At 74.5% G+C, this 16965-nt stretch carries 14 protein-coding genes; 7 read left to right on the top strand and 7 right to left on the bottom strand.

Annotated features, from left to right (window positions below):
* Positions 1 to 100: 100 nt before the first annotated feature.
* The gene (locus ACIBBF_RS23155; RefSeq protein WP_397418119.1) at positions 101 to 871 is read left to right on the top strand and encodes a class I SAM-dependent methyltransferase; all 771 of its coding nucleotides are present in this window, start codon (positions 101 to 103) and stop codon (positions 869 to 871) included.
* A gap of 82 nt (positions 872 to 953) precedes the next feature.
* On the opposite strand, the gene ACIBBF_RS23150 is transcribed toward ACIBBF_RS23155, so the two are convergent.
* From ACIBBF_RS23150 to ACIBBF_RS23140, 3 genes are read right to left on the bottom strand one after another with little or no spacing between them, the layout of a single operon-like run.
* Complete coding sequence (locus tag ACIBBF_RS23150; RefSeq protein WP_397418116.1) at positions 954 to 2615, bottom strand: FAD-dependent oxidoreductase; 1662 nt, start codon at positions 2613 to 2615, stop codon at positions 954 to 956.
* Positions 2612 to 5068, bottom strand: a complete 2457-nt coding sequence (locus tag ACIBBF_RS23145; RefSeq protein WP_397418114.1) for a molybdopterin oxidoreductase family protein — start codon at positions 5066 to 5068, stop codon at positions 2612 to 2614. Before ACIBBF_RS23145 ends, ACIBBF_RS23150 begins: the two co-directional genes overlap by 4 nt.
* Positions 5069 to 5070: 2 nt before the next feature.
* On the bottom strand, positions 5071 to 6429 hold the full coding sequence (locus ACIBBF_RS23140; RefSeq protein WP_397418111.1) for an MFS transporter: 1359 nt from the start codon (positions 6427 to 6429) through the stop codon (positions 5071 to 5073).
* A 263-nt stretch (positions 6430 to 6692) separates the two neighbouring features.
* Between ACIBBF_RS23140 and ACIBBF_RS23135 the strand changes: the two genes are divergently transcribed.
* The 5 genes from ACIBBF_RS23135 to ACIBBF_RS23115 are packed head-to-tail and all read left to right on the top strand — an operon-like array spanning position 6693 to position 11310.
* Positions 6693 to 8144 (top strand): molybdopterin molybdotransferase MoeA, encoded by a 1452-nt coding sequence (locus ACIBBF_RS23135; RefSeq protein ID WP_397418109.1) that lies wholly within the window; start codon positions 6693 to 6695, stop codon positions 8142 to 8144.
* On the top strand, positions 8141 to 8818 hold the full coding sequence (locus ACIBBF_RS23130) for a molybdenum cofactor guanylyltransferase (RefSeq protein WP_397418106.1): 678 nt from the start codon (positions 8141 to 8143) through the stop codon (positions 8816 to 8818). The genes ACIBBF_RS23135 and ACIBBF_RS23130 overlap by 4 nt, the downstream gene beginning before the upstream one ends.
* 28 nt (positions 8819 to 8846) lie before the next feature.
* The gene (locus ACIBBF_RS23125; RefSeq protein WP_397418103.1) at positions 8847 to 9107 is read left to right on the top strand and encodes a DUF6457 domain-containing protein; all 261 of its coding nucleotides are present in this window, start codon (positions 8847 to 8849) and stop codon (positions 9105 to 9107) included.
* A 53-nt stretch (positions 9108 to 9160) separates the two neighbouring features.
* The gene (locus ACIBBF_RS23120) at positions 9161 to 9709 is read left to right on the top strand and encodes a methylated-DNA--[protein]-cysteine S-methyltransferase (RefSeq protein ID WP_397418101.1); all 549 of its coding nucleotides are present in this window, start codon (positions 9161 to 9163) and stop codon (positions 9707 to 9709) included.
* A gap of 38 nt (positions 9710 to 9747) precedes the next feature.
* Complete coding sequence (locus tag ACIBBF_RS23115; protein ID WP_397418098.1) at positions 9748 to 11310, top strand: UDP-N-acetylglucosamine 1-carboxyvinyltransferase; 1563 nt, start codon at positions 9748 to 9750, stop codon at positions 11308 to 11310.
* Positions 11311 to 11372: 62 nt separating this feature from the next.
* Here ACIBBF_RS23115 and ACIBBF_RS23110 read toward each other — a convergent pair whose 3' ends face one another.
* Positions 11373 to 12152 (bottom strand): YdcF family protein, encoded by a 780-nt coding sequence (locus tag ACIBBF_RS23110; protein ID WP_397418095.1) that lies wholly within the window; start codon positions 12150 to 12152, stop codon positions 11373 to 11375.
* Between the two features lie 129 nt (positions 12153 to 12281).
* Between ACIBBF_RS23110 and ACIBBF_RS23105 the strand changes: the two genes are divergently transcribed.
* Positions 12282 to 14852 carry a DEAD/DEAH box helicase gene (locus ACIBBF_RS23105; protein ID WP_397418188.1) on the top strand — a complete coding sequence of 857 codons (2571 nt, stop codon included), beginning with the start codon at positions 12282 to 12284 and terminating at the stop codon, positions 14850 to 14852.
* Here the strand turns inward: ACIBBF_RS23105 and ACIBBF_RS23100 are convergent.
* From ACIBBF_RS23100 to ACIBBF_RS23090, 3 genes are read right to left on the bottom strand one after another with little or no spacing between them, the layout of a single operon-like run.
* Positions 14833 to 15069, bottom strand: a complete 237-nt coding sequence (locus ACIBBF_RS23100) for a helix-turn-helix transcriptional regulator (RefSeq protein ID WP_397418092.1) — start codon at positions 15067 to 15069, stop codon at positions 14833 to 14835. The genes ACIBBF_RS23105 and ACIBBF_RS23100 overlap by 20 nt on opposite strands.
* Positions 15070 to 15936 carry an ABC transporter permease gene (locus ACIBBF_RS23095; RefSeq protein WP_397418089.1) on the bottom strand — a complete coding sequence of 289 codons (867 nt, stop codon included), beginning with the start codon at positions 15934 to 15936 and terminating at the stop codon, positions 15070 to 15072.
* The gene (locus ACIBBF_RS23090) at positions 15933 to 16937 is read right to left on the bottom strand and encodes an ABC transporter ATP-binding protein (protein WP_397418087.1); all 1005 of its coding nucleotides are present in this window, start codon (positions 16935 to 16937) and stop codon (positions 15933 to 15935) included. The genes ACIBBF_RS23095 and ACIBBF_RS23090 overlap by 4 nt, the downstream gene beginning before the upstream one ends.
* Positions 16938 to 16965 lie beyond the last annotated feature (28 nt).

The raw sequence follows: 16965 nt of genomic DNA, 5'->3' as shown, positions 1-16965 counted from the left end.
CGGTCGTTGCGCGGCGAGCGCGGGTCTGGTCGCGGAATGCGGGCTCGGAGCGCCACCAGGTCCGCGCTCACCCGTCGGGCAGGCCGCTAGCGTGGGCGGCGTGGACATCCGGACCGTGTCGAATCCCCTGGTGCGGGCAGGCGGACGCTGGCTGCACCGGGTCAACCAGCGGCACCCCTGGAGCCACAACGACCACTTCCACGGCTGGATCCTGCGGCGGCTCCCGGCCCGGCGGCGGCGCGCGCTCGACGTCGGCTGCGGCAAGGGGCTCCTGCTGAGCCGGCTGCGCGGACGGTTCGGCGAGGTGCTGGGGGTCGACGCCGACGCCGCGATGGCCGCCGTCGCCGCGGACCGGTTCGCCGGCGACCCGTCGGTGACCGTGCGGCACGCCCGGTTCGAGGAGGTCGACGGCGAGTTCGACGTGATCACCATGGTCGCGGTGCTGCACCACCTGCCGCTGGAGCCCGCGCTCCGGCACGCCGCCGGGCTGCTCGCGCCGGGCGGCCGGCTGCTCGTCGTCGGCCTCGCCCGCGCCGACACCCTGGCCGACCTGGCCTGGGACGTGCCGTCGTCGCTGCTGAACCCCCTGGTCGGGCTGATCCGGCACCCGCGGCCGGTCCGGGGACCTGCGGACGACGGCGGTCCGGCCGACCGGGCCGGCGGCGCACCGGCCTGCGACACGCCCGCCGGCTCTGCACCGGCCGGCTGCGCACCGACCGGCGGCACCGCCGGTGATCCGCCGATGCCGGTCCGCGACGCCGAGGCGACGTTCGCGGAGATCTCCCGGGCCGCCCGCGAGATCCTGCCCGGCGCTCGCCTGCGCCGCCGTCTCTTCTTCCGCCACACGCTGGAGTGGACGCGCCCGGCATGAAAGTGCGCTTCTACCCAGTCATCTCGCCCGGACGGAGCTCGATCCCGGGCGAGATGACTGGGTAGAAGCGCACCTCGCACGGCTACGCCGGTTCCGGGACGGACCGTTCCGGTGCCCGGAGCCAGTCGACCAGCCCGCACACGGCGTCCTTGCACGAGCCGCAGCCCGTCGTCGCGCGGGTCTCGCGGGTGACGTCCTCCACGGTGTGCGCGCCCGCCGCGCACGCGGAGCCGATGTCCCCCTTGGTCACGCCGTTGCACCGGCACACCACGGCGTCGTCGGGCATGTGCTCGGGGGACGACGCCGGGGCCGCCGCGGCCATCACGGGCGTCAGCAGCAGGAACGCCGGGTCGTGCGGCACCGGCGTGCGCCGTGTGTAGGCAGCCGTGAGGTCGGCGGCCACCCGCGGGTCGCCCACGCACGTGGCGCCCACGAGCACGCCGTCCGCCACCACCACCTCGACGTACCGCCCGGCGCGCGGGTCGGCCAGGCGGACCGCGCGCTGTGTCGCGCCGTCGGCCCGCACCGGCCCGCAGACCCCCATCGTGGTGACGCTGAGCGGGCCGCCCTTGACCTTGACCACGTCGGTGCCACGCGTGTCGATCCCGCGTTCCGACTGCGCACGCGTGGTGGCACCGCTGGTCAGCAGGGCACCGAGCCGCACCGCCATGCTGGGCTGCGCGTCGTCGCGCGGGACACGCAGGTGCGGCCCGGCCGACCGGCCGAGCACGACCGCGGCCGGCTCGACGACGGGTTCCACCAGCGACACCAGCTTCTCCGCCAGCCGCCGGGCCTGGTCCCACCCCTCGGCGACGAGCCCGCGCGACCCGCCCGGCGGCTGCGCGCAGTCGCCGATCGCGTGCACCCGCGGGTCGTCGGGGCTGGTCAGGTCGTGACCCACCACGACGCCCCGGTCGGTCGACAGCCCGGCCGCGGCGGCGAGCCCGGTCTCCGGGACGGTGCCGATCGAGAACACCACGAGCCGCGCCGCGACCACCTCCTCGTGCGGTTCCGCCCCCGGGTCGTCCGGGCCCGCGCCGGCCCGCCTCCGCACCCGGACGCCGACAGCGCGGCCGCCCGCCACGAGCACCTCGCTGGACAGCCGGTCCGGCAGCACGGTCACGCCCTGCGCCTCCAGCCCCGCGCGGACCACGTCCGCCGCCTCGGGGTCGAGCTGCCGCTCCATCAGAGAGCCGGTGTGGTGCACGAGGGTCACGTTCAGCCCTCGTCCCGCCAGCCCGACGGCGGCCTCCAGCCCCAGCACGCCCCCGCCCACCACGACGGCGCGGGGTGCGTTGACCGTGGCCGCCACGATCTCGCGCGCGTCGTCGAGGGTGCGCAGGGCGTGCACGCCCGCGGGCAGGCCGCCGTCGGCGCTGCGCAGGCCCGGGATGGGCGGGATGCGGGCCGCGGCACCGGTCGCGAGCACCAGGTGGTCGTACGGGTGCGAGGTCCCGTCGTCGGCGGTGACCACCCGCGACGCCCGGTCCACCGACACGGCGGACACGCCCCGGCGCACGGTGACGCGGGCGCCGTCGGGCAGGGGCATCGTGATGGCGGCGACGTCGGTGCGGCCGGCCACGACGTCGCTGAGCAGCACGCGGTTGTAGGGCTCGTACGGCTCGCTGCCGAGCACCGTCACGTCGAACGCCTCGGGCTCGCGGCGCAGCAGCTCGTCCACGAGCCGTGACCCGACCATCCCGAAGCCGACCACGACCACCTTCACGGGGACACGCAGGTTCATGTCGACAGCTCCTTCTCGCTGGGGCGCGGGTGGGCTTGCTCGGACGCGGTCCGCTCGGGGACCGGCTCCGCCTCGGCCGGGTCGCTCGACGGCACGGCCGCGACGTCGACCGCGCAGACCTTGAACTCGGGCATCCCGGAGATCGGGTCGGTGGCGTCCGTCGTCACCTGGTTGACCGAGCCGATGCCGCTCCAGTGGAACGGCATGAAGACCGTGTCGGGGCGCACGGCGTCGGTCCAGCGGGCGGTCGCCTCGACCCGGCCGCGTGCGCTGGTGAGGCGCACGCGGGCGCCGTCGGGCAGGCCGAGCCGGAAGCCGAGCACCGGGTGCAGCTCGACGTACGGCTCCGCGACCAGGCGCTCCAGCTCCGCGACGCGGTGCGTCTGCGCGCCCGACTGGTAGTGCTGCAGCACCCGCCCGGTGACCAGGTAGAACGGGGCGCCGGGGCGCACCTCGTCGCTCGGGCCCATGTGGTCGACGGCGACCATGCGCGCCCGGCCGTCGGGCGTCGCGAACCGGTCGAGGAACAGACGGGGCGTCCCCGGGTGCTCGCGCGGGCCGGAGGCACCGGCCGGACCGGTCGGGACCGCGACACCGCCAGGTCCGGCCCGGCCCGGTACCTCGGCAGGGCCGGCCGGGACCGGCCAGAACAGGCCCGGCCCGCCCGCCGCCTCGTCCGCGTCGAGGCGGGCGTGGGACAGGCCCGAGTAGTCCGCCGGACCGCCCGCGGAGGCCCGGGCGAGCTCGTCGAACACCACGGCGGGGTCGGTCGGGAAGACCGGCGTCGCGGGGCCGCCGAGGCGCCGCGCCAGCTCCGCGAGGATCCACAGCTCGGACCGGGCCTCGCCGGGCGGCCGCACGACGGCCCGCCTGCGGATGACCCGGCCCTCCAGCGACGTCATGGTGCCCTCCTCCTCGGCCCACTGGGTCACGGGGAGCACGACGTCGGCCAGGAGCGCCGTCTCGCTCGGCACGAAGTCGCACACCACGAGCAGGTCGAGGCTCTTGAGCCGCTCGATGACGCCGCCCGCGTTCGGCGCGCTCACCACGACGTTGGACCCGTGCACCAGCAGTGCCCGCGGTCCGCCCGGCGTGCCCAGGGAACGCAGGAGCCGTACCGCAGGGACCCCGGGGCCGGGCAGCGACTCCGGGTCCACGCCCCAGACGGCGGCGACGTGCGCGCGGGCTGCCGGGTCGTCGATCTTGCGGTAGCCGGGGAGCTGGTCGGCCTTCTGCCCGTGCTCCCGGCCGCCCTGCCCGTTGCCCTGTCCGGTGATCGCGCCGTACCCGGAGCCGGCCCGGCCGGGCAGGCCCAGCGCGAGGGCGAGGTTGATCGCCGCGGTGACGGTGGCCGTGCCCTGCGTGGACTGCTCGACACCGCGGCCGGTCAGCACGTACGCCCCGGAGCCGCCGTGCACCGGTGCGGCCGCGGCCAGCAGCCGGGCCACGCGGCGCAGCTCGGTCGCGGGCACGCCCGAGACGGACTCGACCCGTTCCGGCCACCAGCCGGCCACGGACCGGGCGACGTCGTCGAACCCGGTGGTGCGCTCGGCGAGGTAGGCCCGGTCGGCGAGCCCCTCGGCGAGCACCACGTGCAGCAGCCCGAGCAGCACCGCGAGGTCCGTGCCGGGCACGGGTGCCAGGTGCACGCCCTGGGCAGGCTGCTCCGACGCCGGGTCGTCCGCGAGCCGGGCCGTCGCGGACCGCCGCGGGTCCACGACGACGAGCCCGCCCGCGGCGCGCGCGCCGGCGAGATGCTGCACGGCCGGCGGCATGGTCTCGGCGAGGTTCGACCCGAGGAGCAGCACGGCCTGCGCCCCGCCGAGGTCGGCCAGCGGGAACGGCAGCCCCCGGTCGACGCCGAACGACCGGTTCATGCCGGCGGCCGCCGACGCCATGCAGAAGCGGCCGTTGTAGTCGATGTTGGGGGTGTGCAGCACGGTCCGCGCGAACTTGCCGAGCGCGTACGCCTTCTCGTTGGTCAGCCCGCCCCCGCCGAACACGGCCACCGACTGCGGCCCGTGCTCAGCCCGGAGCTGCGCCAGGCGGCCGGCCACCAGATCGAGCGCCGTCTCCCAGGAGACGGGCAGCAGCGGGTCACCCGGTCCGGCCGGCTCATCGCGGGACTCCGCCGGGTCGGCCGCCCGATCCGGCCCCGCCAGCACCGACCGGCGCACGAGCGGCGTGACGATGCGGTCGGACGCCCCCAGGACCGCCGCCGACGTCCACCCCTTCTGGCAGAGCCCGCCCCGGTTCGTCGGGAAGTCGCGCGGCCGCACCTCGGGCGCCGCGCCCACCGCACCCGCAGGTGCGTCGGGCGCGGCTGCACCTGTGCCGGGCCCACCCGGGCGTGGCGTCAGCGACATCCCGCACTGGAGCGCGCAGTACGGGCAGTGCGAGTCGACCCCGGCCGGGGTACCGGCCGGGGTCCCGGCCACGGGAGCGGCGAGCATCGTCAGACCCGCGCCTCGGCCATGGCGCCCCGCCCGTAGACGAACCAGCAGACGAAGGCCATGACGGCGTACACGCCGACGAACAGCCACAGCGCGGGCACGAGCGACCCGGTCACCGTGGTGGAGAGCGCGAACCCGCGCGGGATGAGGAACCCGCCGAACGCGCCGATGGCTCCGGCGATGCCGATGCACCCGGCGGCGGCCTTCGCCGTGGCGCCGCTCACCCGGAAGACCGCGGGGATCATCCGGTAGACGGAGCCGTTCCCCACGCCCGTGGCGACGAACAGGCCGAGGAACGAGCCGAAGAACACCGGGAAGCTGCCGGCCCCGAGGGCCCAGATCGCCCCCATGGCACCGAGGGCCATGACGGCGAAGGCACCGATCGTGACGATCATGCCGCCCACCCGGTCGGCGATGATCCCGCCGAGCGGCCGCGCGACCGATCCCACGAGCGCACCCAGGAACGCGAGCGGCAGGGCCACCTGCGGGAACTCGCTGGCCAGCAGCGTGGGGAAGGCGCCCGCGTAGCCGATGAACGAACCGAAGGTGCCGATGTAGATGAAGCTGATGATCCACGTGTGCTTGTCGTGGACGGCCACGCCGAACGAGCGCGGGTCGGCCTTGGCGGTGGCGAGGTTGTCCATCCAGCGCCAGGCGAGGAACGCGGCGAGCAGGATGAACGGGATGAAGATCAGGCCCGCGCGGTCGAGCGCGACGCCGGCACCGGTCACGATGACGAGCGGCACCGCGAGCTGCACGGCTGCCGTGCCGATGTTGCCGCCGGCGGCGTTCCAGCCGAGGGCCGCGCCCTTCTCCTTCTCGGGGAAGAAGAACGAGATGTTCGCCATCGACGAGGCGAAGTTGCCGCCGCCCAGTCCCGCGAGCGCCGCAGCCGCCAGCAGCAGCGGGAACGGCGTGGTCGGGTCGGAGACGGTGAGGATCAGCGCCCCGGTGGGCAGCAGCAGGAGCAGCGCAGAGACGATGGTCCAGTTGCGCCCGCCGAACACCGGCACGGCGAAGGTGTAGGGGATGCGGAGGGTCGCGCCGACGAGACTCGGCACGGAGATGAGCCAGAACATCTGGTCGACCGTGAGGTCGAAGCCGGCGGCCGGCAGCTGCGGCACGACGATCGACCACAGGGCCCAGGCACCGAAGCCCAGGAACTCGGCGAAGATGGAGAGCACGAGGTTGCGACGCGCGGTGCGGCGCCCGCCGTCCTCCCACAGGGTCTTGTCCTCGGGGTCCCAGTGGTCGATCCAGCGTCCGGTGCGGCGCTGGATCGCGGACCTGGGGGCGGTGTCGGCCGGGCCGGCGTGCTCGTCGGCGACCGTCTGCTCGTCGCGTGTGGTCGGAGTGGACACGGTGTCCTCCCTGCATGGGCGAATGCCCGACGACGCCGGGCGCACCCGGGACGGCAGGGTGCCGCACCCGGGGCCGGCCCGACGTCGGACCGACGCTGAAGAAACTAGGGAGACGGTGTTTCATCGCCCGACAAAGAGCAGTTAATCGACCGTAAGGAAGAACGCACAGCGTGCGGGTGCCCGGTGTGAGGGCGCGTCGCTCGCCGTGGCCCGGTGCGGCTCCGCAGATCACCGGTGCGCCCGCCTGGCCTAGGGTCGGACCCATGGAGCAGCGGCTGCGCGGCGTCACGGAGCACATCGAGCGGGTGCTCGGCCTGGTCGCGCCGCTGCCGGCCCGGCCGGTCGACGTCGCCGACGCGCTCGGGGAGGTCGTCGCGGAGGACCTGTACGCCGCGGTGTCCGTGCCGCCCTTCGACAGCGCAGCGATGGACGGCTACGCCGTGCGCCTGATGGACCTGCCGTCCGACGGTTCCCCGGTCAGCCTCCGCGTGACCGGCGACGTCGCCGCCGGGCCGGGCGATCCGGACCCGGTGGGGCCGGGGCAGGCGGTGCGGATCATGACCGGCGCGCCGCTCCCGCCCGGGGCGGACGCCGTCGTCCCCGTGGAGCACACGTCCATCGGCCGGTTCGTCGCCGGGGCGCCCCGGACGGAGGATTCGGTCACGCTCGCCCGCCGGCCCCGCCCGCACGTCCGGGCCGCCGGCGAGGACGTGCGGCGGGGCGAGCTCCTCGCCCGCGCGGGAACCGAGGTGACGGCGGTGCTCGTGGGTGCGCTGGCGGCGTCGGGCACGGTTCGCGTCCCTGCCCGACGACGCCCCCTGGTCGCCGTGATCTCGACGGGGGCCGAGCTGGTGCCGGTCGGCTCGGCGCCCGGGCCCGGCCAGATCACCGACTCCAACGGGCCGATGCTCGCCGCCGCCGCGCGCGCAGCCGGCGCCGACGTGGTGCGGATCGGGCCGGTCCCGGACGATCCGGCGGCGCTCCGCGCGGCACTCGACGAGGCGGTCGGCGGGGCGGTCGGGGCCGGAGCGGGCGGCGTCGGGCCGGACGCGGGCGGTGTCGGGCCGGACGCAGGTCCGCGGGAGCCCGGGCAACCCGCCGACCTGGTCGTGACCGCCGGGGGCGTGTCCGCGGGAGCCGCCGACGTCGTCCGGGAGGTCCTGGGATCCGACGCGTGGGGGGCGGACGCCACGGACGTCGACGTCGCCGCCGTCGCCATGTCCCCCGGTCGGCCGCAGGCTCTGGCTCGCTGGCGCGGGGTCCCGTGGCTCGCGCTGCCCGGCAACCCGGTCGGCGCGTACGCGTCGTTCGAGCTCTTCGTGCGGCCGGCCGTCGACCGCCTCCGAGGGCGCCCCGCGGAGGCCGGTCACTCTGCGTCGACAATGTCTACGCGGAGCAACCTGCCCTTCACGGCAGTACTCCCCGCGGCAGCGGACTGGCCGGGTTCGCCCGGCCGACTCCTCGTCGTCCCGGTCCGCGTGGTGCGACCGCCCGGGACCGCGTCGGCCGCGCTGCCCGGTCCGGCAGGGCACCTCACCTCGCCGCCGCCCGACGCGGGCGCGGACCCCACGCTCTTGGATGCCCCCGGCGTCGTACCACTCGGGTCCCGCCACTCGCTGTCCGCCCTCGCCTGCGCCGACGGCCTGGCCCTGGTGCCACCCGACGTCGAGAAGGTGCGCGCCGGGGACCCTGTCGAGGTGCTGATGTTGCGATGACCCGCCCGGCCGCCGGCGTCGCCGGGACACACGCTCTCGCGTACGACGCCGTGATCCTCGCCGGGGGCCGTGCCACCCGGCTGGGCGGGGCGTCCAAGGCGGACCTCGTGGTCGACGGCGCGCCGCTCCTCGACCGCGCGCTCACCGCGAGCGCGGCGGCCCGCGAGGTCGTGGTGGTGGGTCCGCCGGAGCTGGCGGCCCGGCTCAGGGAAACGCGGCCCGCGGCACTCCGCCACGAGGTGGCGCCGGCCGCGCCGCCCGGGTCGAGACCGATACCCCGCCTGACGCGTGAGGACCCGCCGCACGGCGGACCCGTGGCGGGCCTGGCCGCGGGGCTGCGCGCCCTGCCCGCCCCCGGTGCGCCGTGGGTGCTGGTCCTCGCGGTGGACGTTCCCTACGCGGTGCACGCCGTGACGGCCCTGGAGCACGCCGTTTCACGTGAACCGGCCGACGGCGCCCACCTGGTCCGTGACGGGCGGGCCCAGTGGCTGGTGGGGCTGTACCGCCGGGCCGCCCTCGACGCCGCGCTGGACGGGACCGATGCGCACGGCGCCTCGATGCGACGGCTGGTCGGCGCGCTGCGCTGCACCGAGGTCACGGACCCGGCAGGCTGGAGCGACGACATCGACACCCCCGCCGACGCGGCCCGGCTGGGCGTCCGGCCCGACCGCTGACGGCGCACCACCTGTGAAGGGACACGAGATGGCAGAGCTCGACAGCTGGGTAGCGGCGCTGGAGAAGGAGCTCGGGCTCCCGCCCGGCACGGTCGACGTCGGCGCGGTGCTCGACCTGGCGCGCGACGCCGCGCACGCCGTCGCCCGGCCGGCCGCGCCGGTGACCACCTACGCCGTCGGCTACGCCGACGGGCTGGCGGCGGCGGGCAGCCTGGGCGCGACGGGCAGCGGCGGTCCGGACGCCGCGGAGAAGGCGAGCGCCCTGGCGGAGCGCTGGACGGAGGGCTGACCGGACCTCTGCGGTGACCGTGACTGTCGGTGGCTCCGCCTAGGGTGTGGTGCATGGCCCAGGACAGGCTCGAGTTCGCGGTGGTCCCGACGGCGATCGGGGAGTGCGCGCTCGTCTGGAACGAGCGTGGCGAGATCGTCGGCTCGACCCTGCCGCACGGCGGCGCGGAGCAGGTCCGGCGTGCCGTGCACGGTTGGTACCCGAGCGCGGTCGAGGCCCCGCCGGCCCTGGTGGAGGGGGCGGCCGCCGCGCTCACCCGCCTGCTGGCCGACGGTGTCGGCACCCTGGCCGAGATCCCCCTGGACATGAGCGCCGTCCCCGACTTCGACCGCCGGGTGTACGAGATCGTGCGGGCCATACCGCCGGGCGAGACCCGCACGTACGGCGAGGTGGCGACCGAGCTGGGTGCGCCGGGGGCCGCCCAGGCCGTCGGGCAGGCGATGGGACGCAACCCGTTCCCGCCCATCGTGCCGTGCCACCGCGTGCTCGCCGCCGGGCGACGTGTCGGCGGGTTCTCGGCCCGGGGCGGGCCGCGTACCAAGGTGCGGATGCTCGAGACGGAGGGTGTCTACCTGGAGCAGCCGACGCTCTTCGACCTGTGAGTGCGCACGTATCTCATATGTGAGTTAGAGTCGTCGCCGTGACTATCGCCAGCACCGAACGACCGCTGACCGGATCGATCCCCGCGGTAGACGCCGCACAGGTAGGAGCCCTGGTCCGCAGCGCGCGCCAGCACCGTGGACTCACCCAGACCCAGCTCGCCGACCGGCTGAGCACGAGCCAGAGCGCGGTGCACCGTATCGAGCAGGGGGCGCAGAATCTCAGTCTTGAGATGATCGGCCGCATCAGCGCCGCCCTGGACTCCGAGCTCATCACTGTCGGCGCGCACCGCCGCACCCACCTGCAGATCGAGGGCGGGCACCAGCTCTCCGGCACGATCGCGGTGAACTCGTCCAAGAACGGCGCCGTCGCGCTGCTGTGCGCATCGCTGCTCAACCACGGCCGCACCGTGCTGCGCAACGTGGCCCGGATCGTCGAGGTGGACCGCATCCTCGACGTGCTGCGCTCCATCGGCGTCAGCGCCACGTGGGCGCCGAACGGCCGCGACCTCGAGATCGTCCGCCCCGAGTCCCTCGACCTGGCGTCCATCGACGTCGACGCCGCCGTGCGCACCCGGTCGATCATCATGTTCTTCGGCCCGCTCCTCGGCCGCGAGCCGAACTTCGAGCTGCCCTACGCGGGCGGCTGCGACCTGGGCACCCGTACCGTCGAGCCGCACATGATCGCCCTGCGCCCGTTCGGCCTCGACGTCGTCGCGACCGCCGGGCACTACCAGGCCACGGTCACCCCGGGCACCGGCGACCTGTCCATCGTGCTCACCGAGCGCGGCGACACCGTCACCGAGAACGCCCTGATGGCGGCGGCCGGCCGCGACGCCGTGACGACCATCCGCAACGCCAGCCCCAACTACATGGTCCAGGACCTCTGCTTCTACCTGGAGCTGCTGGGCGTCCGCATCGAGGGCATCGGCACCACCACCCTGCGCGTGCACGGGCGCTCCCGGTTCGAGACGGACGTCGAGTACACCGTCTCGGAGGACCCGGTCGAGGCGATGAGCCTGCTGACCGCCGGCATCGTCACGGGGTCCGAGATCACCGTCACACGGGTACCGATCGAGTTCATGGAGATCGAGCTCGCCACCCTCGCCGAGATGGGGCAGCGGTACACCCTCAGCCCCGAGTACCTGTCGAACAACGGCCGCACCCGCCTCGTCGACGTCACGGTGCACCCGAGCGAGCTGCGCGCCCCGATCGACAAGATCCACGCGATGCCGTTCCCGGGCCTGAACATCGACAACCTGCCGTTCTTCGCCGTCATCGCGGCACGCGCGACGGGCACCACCCTCCTGCACGACTGGGTCTACGAGAACCGGGCCATCCACCTCACGGACCTGACCCGCCTCGGCGCCGACGTGCGCCTCATGGACCCGCACCGCCTGCAGATCACGGGCCCGACGCGCTGGCGCGGCGCCGAGGTGAGCTGCCCGCCCGCGCTCCGCCCGGCCGTGGTCATCCTGCTCGGCATGCTCGCCTCCACGGGCACGTCGGTGCTGCGCGACGTGGACATCATCGCCCGCGGCTACGAGCAGCTCGCCGAGCGGCTCATCGAGCTGGGGGCGCGGATCGAGACGTTCCGCGACTGAGCGGCGTCCCTCGGTGGCCGCCCCGGCGCGGGGCGGCCACCTCGGCGCGTGGTCGATCGCGGTCAGCTGCCGACCGCGAGGAACTTGCCCAGCGCCAGGAGCTCGCGCGTGTAGTCGACCGGCACCTCGTACCAGGGTGTCCCCGCGTGCAGGTGCGTGCTCTCGAGTCCTGCCCTCCTCGACAGCTCGTTCGCCCGGAGGACATGGAAGTCGTTCGTGACGAAGAGCGTCGTGTAGCCCTCCTCCAGGCGGGCGTCCAGGAGGTTCTTCGTGAAGGCGAAGTTCTCCGCGGTGCTGGTCGATCGCTCCTCCTCGAGGATCGCCCTCGGGGCAACCCCCTGCGCGCGCAGGAACCGTTCCATCGCCAGGGCTTCGGTGATCGATTCCCCGGGCCCTCGGCCGCCGGCCACGACGACGAGTGCATCGGGGTTCCGCTCGACGTACTCGACGGCCGTCTCCAGCCGGTTGCGGAGCGCCGGCGTCACGCGCTCCCCGTCGATCGCCGTACCGAGGACGACGACGGCGTCCTCGGTGTACGTGACGGTGTCGGTCCGGCCGAAGACGGCCACGAACGCGATGACGAGGACCAGCGGCACGTGAACGAGCAGTACGAGGGTGCTCACCCACGTCGACGGTCCTTCGCGCGTGCGACGGTGCAGCCCGTGGAGCACGTAGCCGCCACCGATCACGAACGTCGCGATGATGCCGGTGTTCATGGGGACCGACAGCGACACGACCAGTGCATCGAGAAGCAGGAGCGCCCCGACCGCGACGAAGAAGACCGCCGTCCCACTCTTCACGCGTGCCCTGCCCGTCGACTCGGTGACCTCGACGGTGAGCACCCGCCGGGAACGGATCGTATCGAGGCACGAGGGAGCACTGCCCCAGGTGCGACACTGTCCACCGTGCCCGAGGTATCCACCCACCCCCTGCTCGACGTGCTGCTCGCCGGTGGTGCGCGCGCCGAGCGGATGACGGCGTCGCGCACGCTCCCGGCGCGCACCGCCGAGCACGCCGACTGGCCGGTCTGGGCGGACGCGACAGTGGTGCAGGGATACCGGAAGCTCGGGGTGGACCGCCCGTGGACGCACCAGGCGGTGGCCGCCGACCTCGTCCACCGGGGACGGCACACCGCGCTGGCGACCTCGACGGGGTCGGGCAAGTCGCTCGCGTTCTGGCTGCCCGCCCTGTCGGCGGTGCGGGTCGCAGCGGCCGCCGGCACCCTGGACCCGGGGAACATCGAGTCGGCGCGTGTGCGGCCCACCACCCTCTATCTGAGCCCGACCAAGGCGCTGGCCGCCGACCAGCTCAGCGCGCTGGAGCGGGTCCTCGACGCGGCGGGCACCCGCGACGTGCGGGTCGCGACGTGCGACGGCGACACCTCGCGCGAGGAACGCTCCTGGGTGCAGGACCACGCCGACGTCGTCCTCACCAACCCCGACTTCCTGCACTACGCCCTGCTCCCGAACCACCGACGCTGGTCCCGGCTGCTCAAGGGGCTGCGCTACGTGGTGGTCGACGAGGGGCACGCGTATCGCGGCGTCTTCGGCGCGCACGTGTCGCTGGTGCTGCGCCGCCTCGCGCGCCTCGCGGCACGGTACGGGGAGGGCTCGCCCACGTTCGTCGTGGCCTCGGCCACGACGGCCGAACCCGCCGTCAGCGCGGCGCGCCTCATCGGCGTGACACCCGGCGACGTCGCCGCCGTCACCGAGGACGCCTCGCCCTCGGGACGCCGCACCGTGGTGCTGTGGCAGCCGCCGGAGATCTCGGCGTGGCGGCCGCCCGCCGACCGGACCGGTACGGCGCCCGAGGGCCGGGCCCTGGACACGCCGGCTCCGATGCACCGTGCCGATCCGGCGGAACCGGACCCGTGGGCGCTGCCGGGAGCTGACCCGGAGGCCGAGGCCGTCGCCGCAGAGACCCCGCCGGAGCACCCCCGTCGGTCCGCGACCGCCGAGGTGGCCGACCTCCTGGCCGACCTCGCGTCGGCCGGCGCCCGCACACTTGCCTTCACCCGTTCGCGACGCGGCGCGGAGTCGGTGGCCCAGCAGGCACGCGACCACCTCCGGCACGCCGACCAGGACGCCGCCCGCCGGATCGCGGCCTATCGCGGCGGCTACCTCCCGGAGGAGCGCCGCGAACTGGAGCAGGCGATCCGGGCCGGCGACCTGCTCGGCCTCGCGACCACGAACGCGCTCGAGCTGGGCGTGGACATCTCGGGCCTGGACGCCGTGCTCATCGCCGGCTGGCCGGGCACGCGGATGTCCCTGTGGCAGCAGGCAGGCCGAGCCGGACGAGCCGGGGCAGACGGCCTGGTCGCGTTCGTCGCACGCGAGGACCCGCTCGACACCTACCTCGTGACCCACCCCGAGGCCGTGTTCGACGCCCCGCTGGAGGCCACGGTGTTCGACCCGGCCAACCCGCACGTCCTCGCACCGCACCTGTGCGCGGCCGCCCAGGAGGCGCCGCTGCGGACGGAGGACCTCGCGGCGTTCGGCGCGCCCGGGCATGTCCGGGGCGTTCTCGACGTGCTCGTGGCCCGGGGTGCGCTCCGGCGTCGGACCTCCGGCTGGTACTGGACCCACCACCAGGCCGCCGCCGGCCTGACCGACCTGCGCGGGGCGGGCGGCACCCCGGTGCGTGTGGTCGAGCACGGCACGGGCCGGATGCTCGGCACGGTCGACGCGGCGTCGGCCGACGGGCAGGTGCACGACGGCGCGGTCTACGTGCACCAGGGCACCAGCTACGTCGTGACGCACCTGGACCTGACCGACCACACCGCCGTCGTGCAGCGACGGCGGCTGGACTACGGGACGTGGTCACGCTCGGTGATGTCCGTCGCCATCGAGGGCTGGGACGACACCGGGCCCGCGGGCACGGAGGACGGACCGTCGGCCGAACCCGGTGCCCGGCCGGACGCCTCCGACGACACCGGCCACGACCTGGTCACCCGGGAGTGGGGCCCGGTCACGTGGGGGCTGGGCCCCGTCGAGGTGACGTCCCAGGTGGTGAGCTACCAGCGGCGGCGGGTGCCGGACATGCAGGTGCTCGGCACGGAGCAGCTCGAGCTGCCCGAGCACACCCTCGGCACGACGGCGGTGTGGTGGTCCGTACCCGAGTTCGTCTTGCGCGCCGCCGACATCTCCCCCGAGCAGACGCCGGGCGCACTGCACGCCGCCGAGCACGCCGCCATCGGGCTGCTGCCGCTGCTCGCCACGTGCGACCGCTGGGACCTGGGCGGGGTGTCGACCGAGCTGCACGCGGACACGGGGGAGGCGACGGTGTTCGTCTACGACGCCTACCCCGGCGGTGCCGGCTTCGCCGAGCGCGCCTACGAGCTCGGCGCCACGTGGCTGCGCGCCACGCGGGACGCGATCGCGGCCTGCCCCTGCGCCGACGGCTGCCCGGCGTGCGTGCAGTCCCCCAAGTGCGGTTCCTACAACGCGCCGCTCGACAAGGACGCCGCCGTGCGGCTCCTGGACGCCGTGCTCTCGCACGACCCCCAGGGCGCCGCCCCGTCGGTCACTCGCCCAGCCGCTTGAACGGGCTGGTCGAGAACACCACCTCGACGGCCACGTCGAAGTACTCCGCGATGCGCAGTGCGAGGTACAGCGACGGGCTGTACTCGCCGCGTTCCAGGTAGCCGACGGTCTGGTAGTGCACACCGAGAGCCTCCGCGAGCTCACGTCGCGAGATGCCGCGCTCGGCGCGCAGCATCGCGATGCGGTTGTGCACGACGTCGGACTGCTCTGCCACCACTCAGTACCCCTTGGTCAAATAGCGCTCCCGCGCCGCAGCCACCGTGGAACCCGACGCCCCGCGGGCCATCCTGCGGAGCACGATCGGCGCCAGCACCATACCCACGACCGCCCAGGCACCGAGCACCGCGAACATCTCCAGCGTGCGCCACGACCCGCCGATCTCCGAGACCGCCATCTCGTCGGGAAGCATCGCCGACCGCGCACCCAGCCCGAGCCAGTAGTACGGGAACACCTGCCCCACCCACTGCAGCCACTCGGGCAGCGCCGTGATCGGGTAGAAGATCCCCGACGGCACGACGAGCAGCATCGAGCCCAGGAACAGCAGCCCGGTCTGCGACGCCCTCTTGAACAGCGATCCGAGCGCGACGCTGATCGGGACCGTGGCCACCATCCCCATCAGGAAGACCAGCACGAGGAGCAGCCAGGTCCGGGCATCCAGCCGCAGGTCGCCCGCCACCGTGGCCCCAGGGATGACGAGGACGACCAGGGTCACCAGGGTGGTCAGGGCGAACATCACGATCTTGCCGACGAGGTAGCCGATCATGCCGTCGGGCGTGGCCTTCGCGCGCAGCAGCGTCCCGTCCTCCCGGTCGACGGCGATCGTGCTGGCCGGCCCGGTCAGCCCACCGAACGCGATGCTCATGCCGACCAGCCCCGGCAGCACGCTGGCCCCCAGCGAGAAGTCCGTCCCGGGCACGGTGCTCCCGCGCATGAACAGCAGCACCACCGCGTAGATGAGGGGGAACGCCAGGTTCCAGACGAGGTCGCCCGGGTCCCGCACCGAGTACTTCGTCTCGAGCCAGCCGCGGGAGAGCCCTGCCCGCACGGCACCCCACCGCGCGTCGGACCGTGTGGCCGTGGTCATGACTGCACCTCCTCGGTCTGGTTGGCCGCATCTTGGCCGGCCGCGGTCTGGCTGGTCGTGGCTTGGTTTGCTTCAGCCCGGTTTGCTTCGGCCTGGTCGGTCTCGGCCCGCTGCACCAGCGACAGGTAGGTGTCCTCCAGGCTGGCCCGCCGGACCTCCAGGTCGGTGACGCCGGGGTCGCTCGCCAGGAGCTGGCGGACGAATCCCGTGGGGTCACCCTCCGCCACGGCGTGGACCTGCCGCTGCCCGCCGGACGTCCAGCGGACCTCGGCCTGGGTGGCCAGCTCCCGGGCGAGCTGGTCCGCCGACCCGTCGGCGACGATCGTCCCGTGGTCGAGCACCAGGATCCGGTCGGCCAGCTTCTCGGCCTCGTCCAGGTCGTGCGTGGTCAGCAGGATCGTGGTGTTCTCGAAGTCGGCGAGGCGGTGCACCAGGTCGTGGAACTCCCGCCGCGCGTGCGGGTCGAAGCCCGCGGTCGGCTCGTCGAGGAACACGAGCTCCGGGCGGCCGACGATCCCGATCGCCACGTCCAGGCGCCGGCGTTGCCCGCCCGACAGGGTCTGCACCTTGGCGCGCGCGTGCTCCGCCAGGCCCACAGTCCTGATCAGCTCGTCCACGTCCCACGGCCGCGAGACCTCGGCGGTCGCGTACGGGCGGTAGAACCGGGCCAGGTATCCGAGCAGGTCCTGGACCGCCCACCGGCCGTGGTCGCGCCACGACTGGAGCACGACGCCCAGCCGGGCGCGCCACGCCTCGTCCCCGTGCGCCGGATCCTGCCCGAGCACCGAGACCTCACCGGCCGACCGCATCCGGAAGCCCTCGAGGATCTCGATCGTGGTGGTCTTGCCCGCGCCGTTGGGCCCGAGCAGTGCGACGACCTCGCCCCGGTGCGCCGTGAACGAGACACCCGTGAGGACGTCCTTGGTCCCGTAGCGCATCCGCAGGTCGCGTACGTCGAGCGCCACCTCGCCCGACGGTGGAGGTGCCTTCCGTGCGCTCATCGCATCCTTCGTACCATCCATAGCAGAG

Origin of the sequence: Promicromonospora sp. NPDC050880 (genome assembly GCF_044456525.1) — a bacterium.
Lineage (GTDB): Bacteria > Actinomycetota > Actinomycetes > Actinomycetales > Cellulomonadaceae > Promicromonospora.
This window is presented reverse-complemented; position numbering and strand designations above follow the sequence as displayed.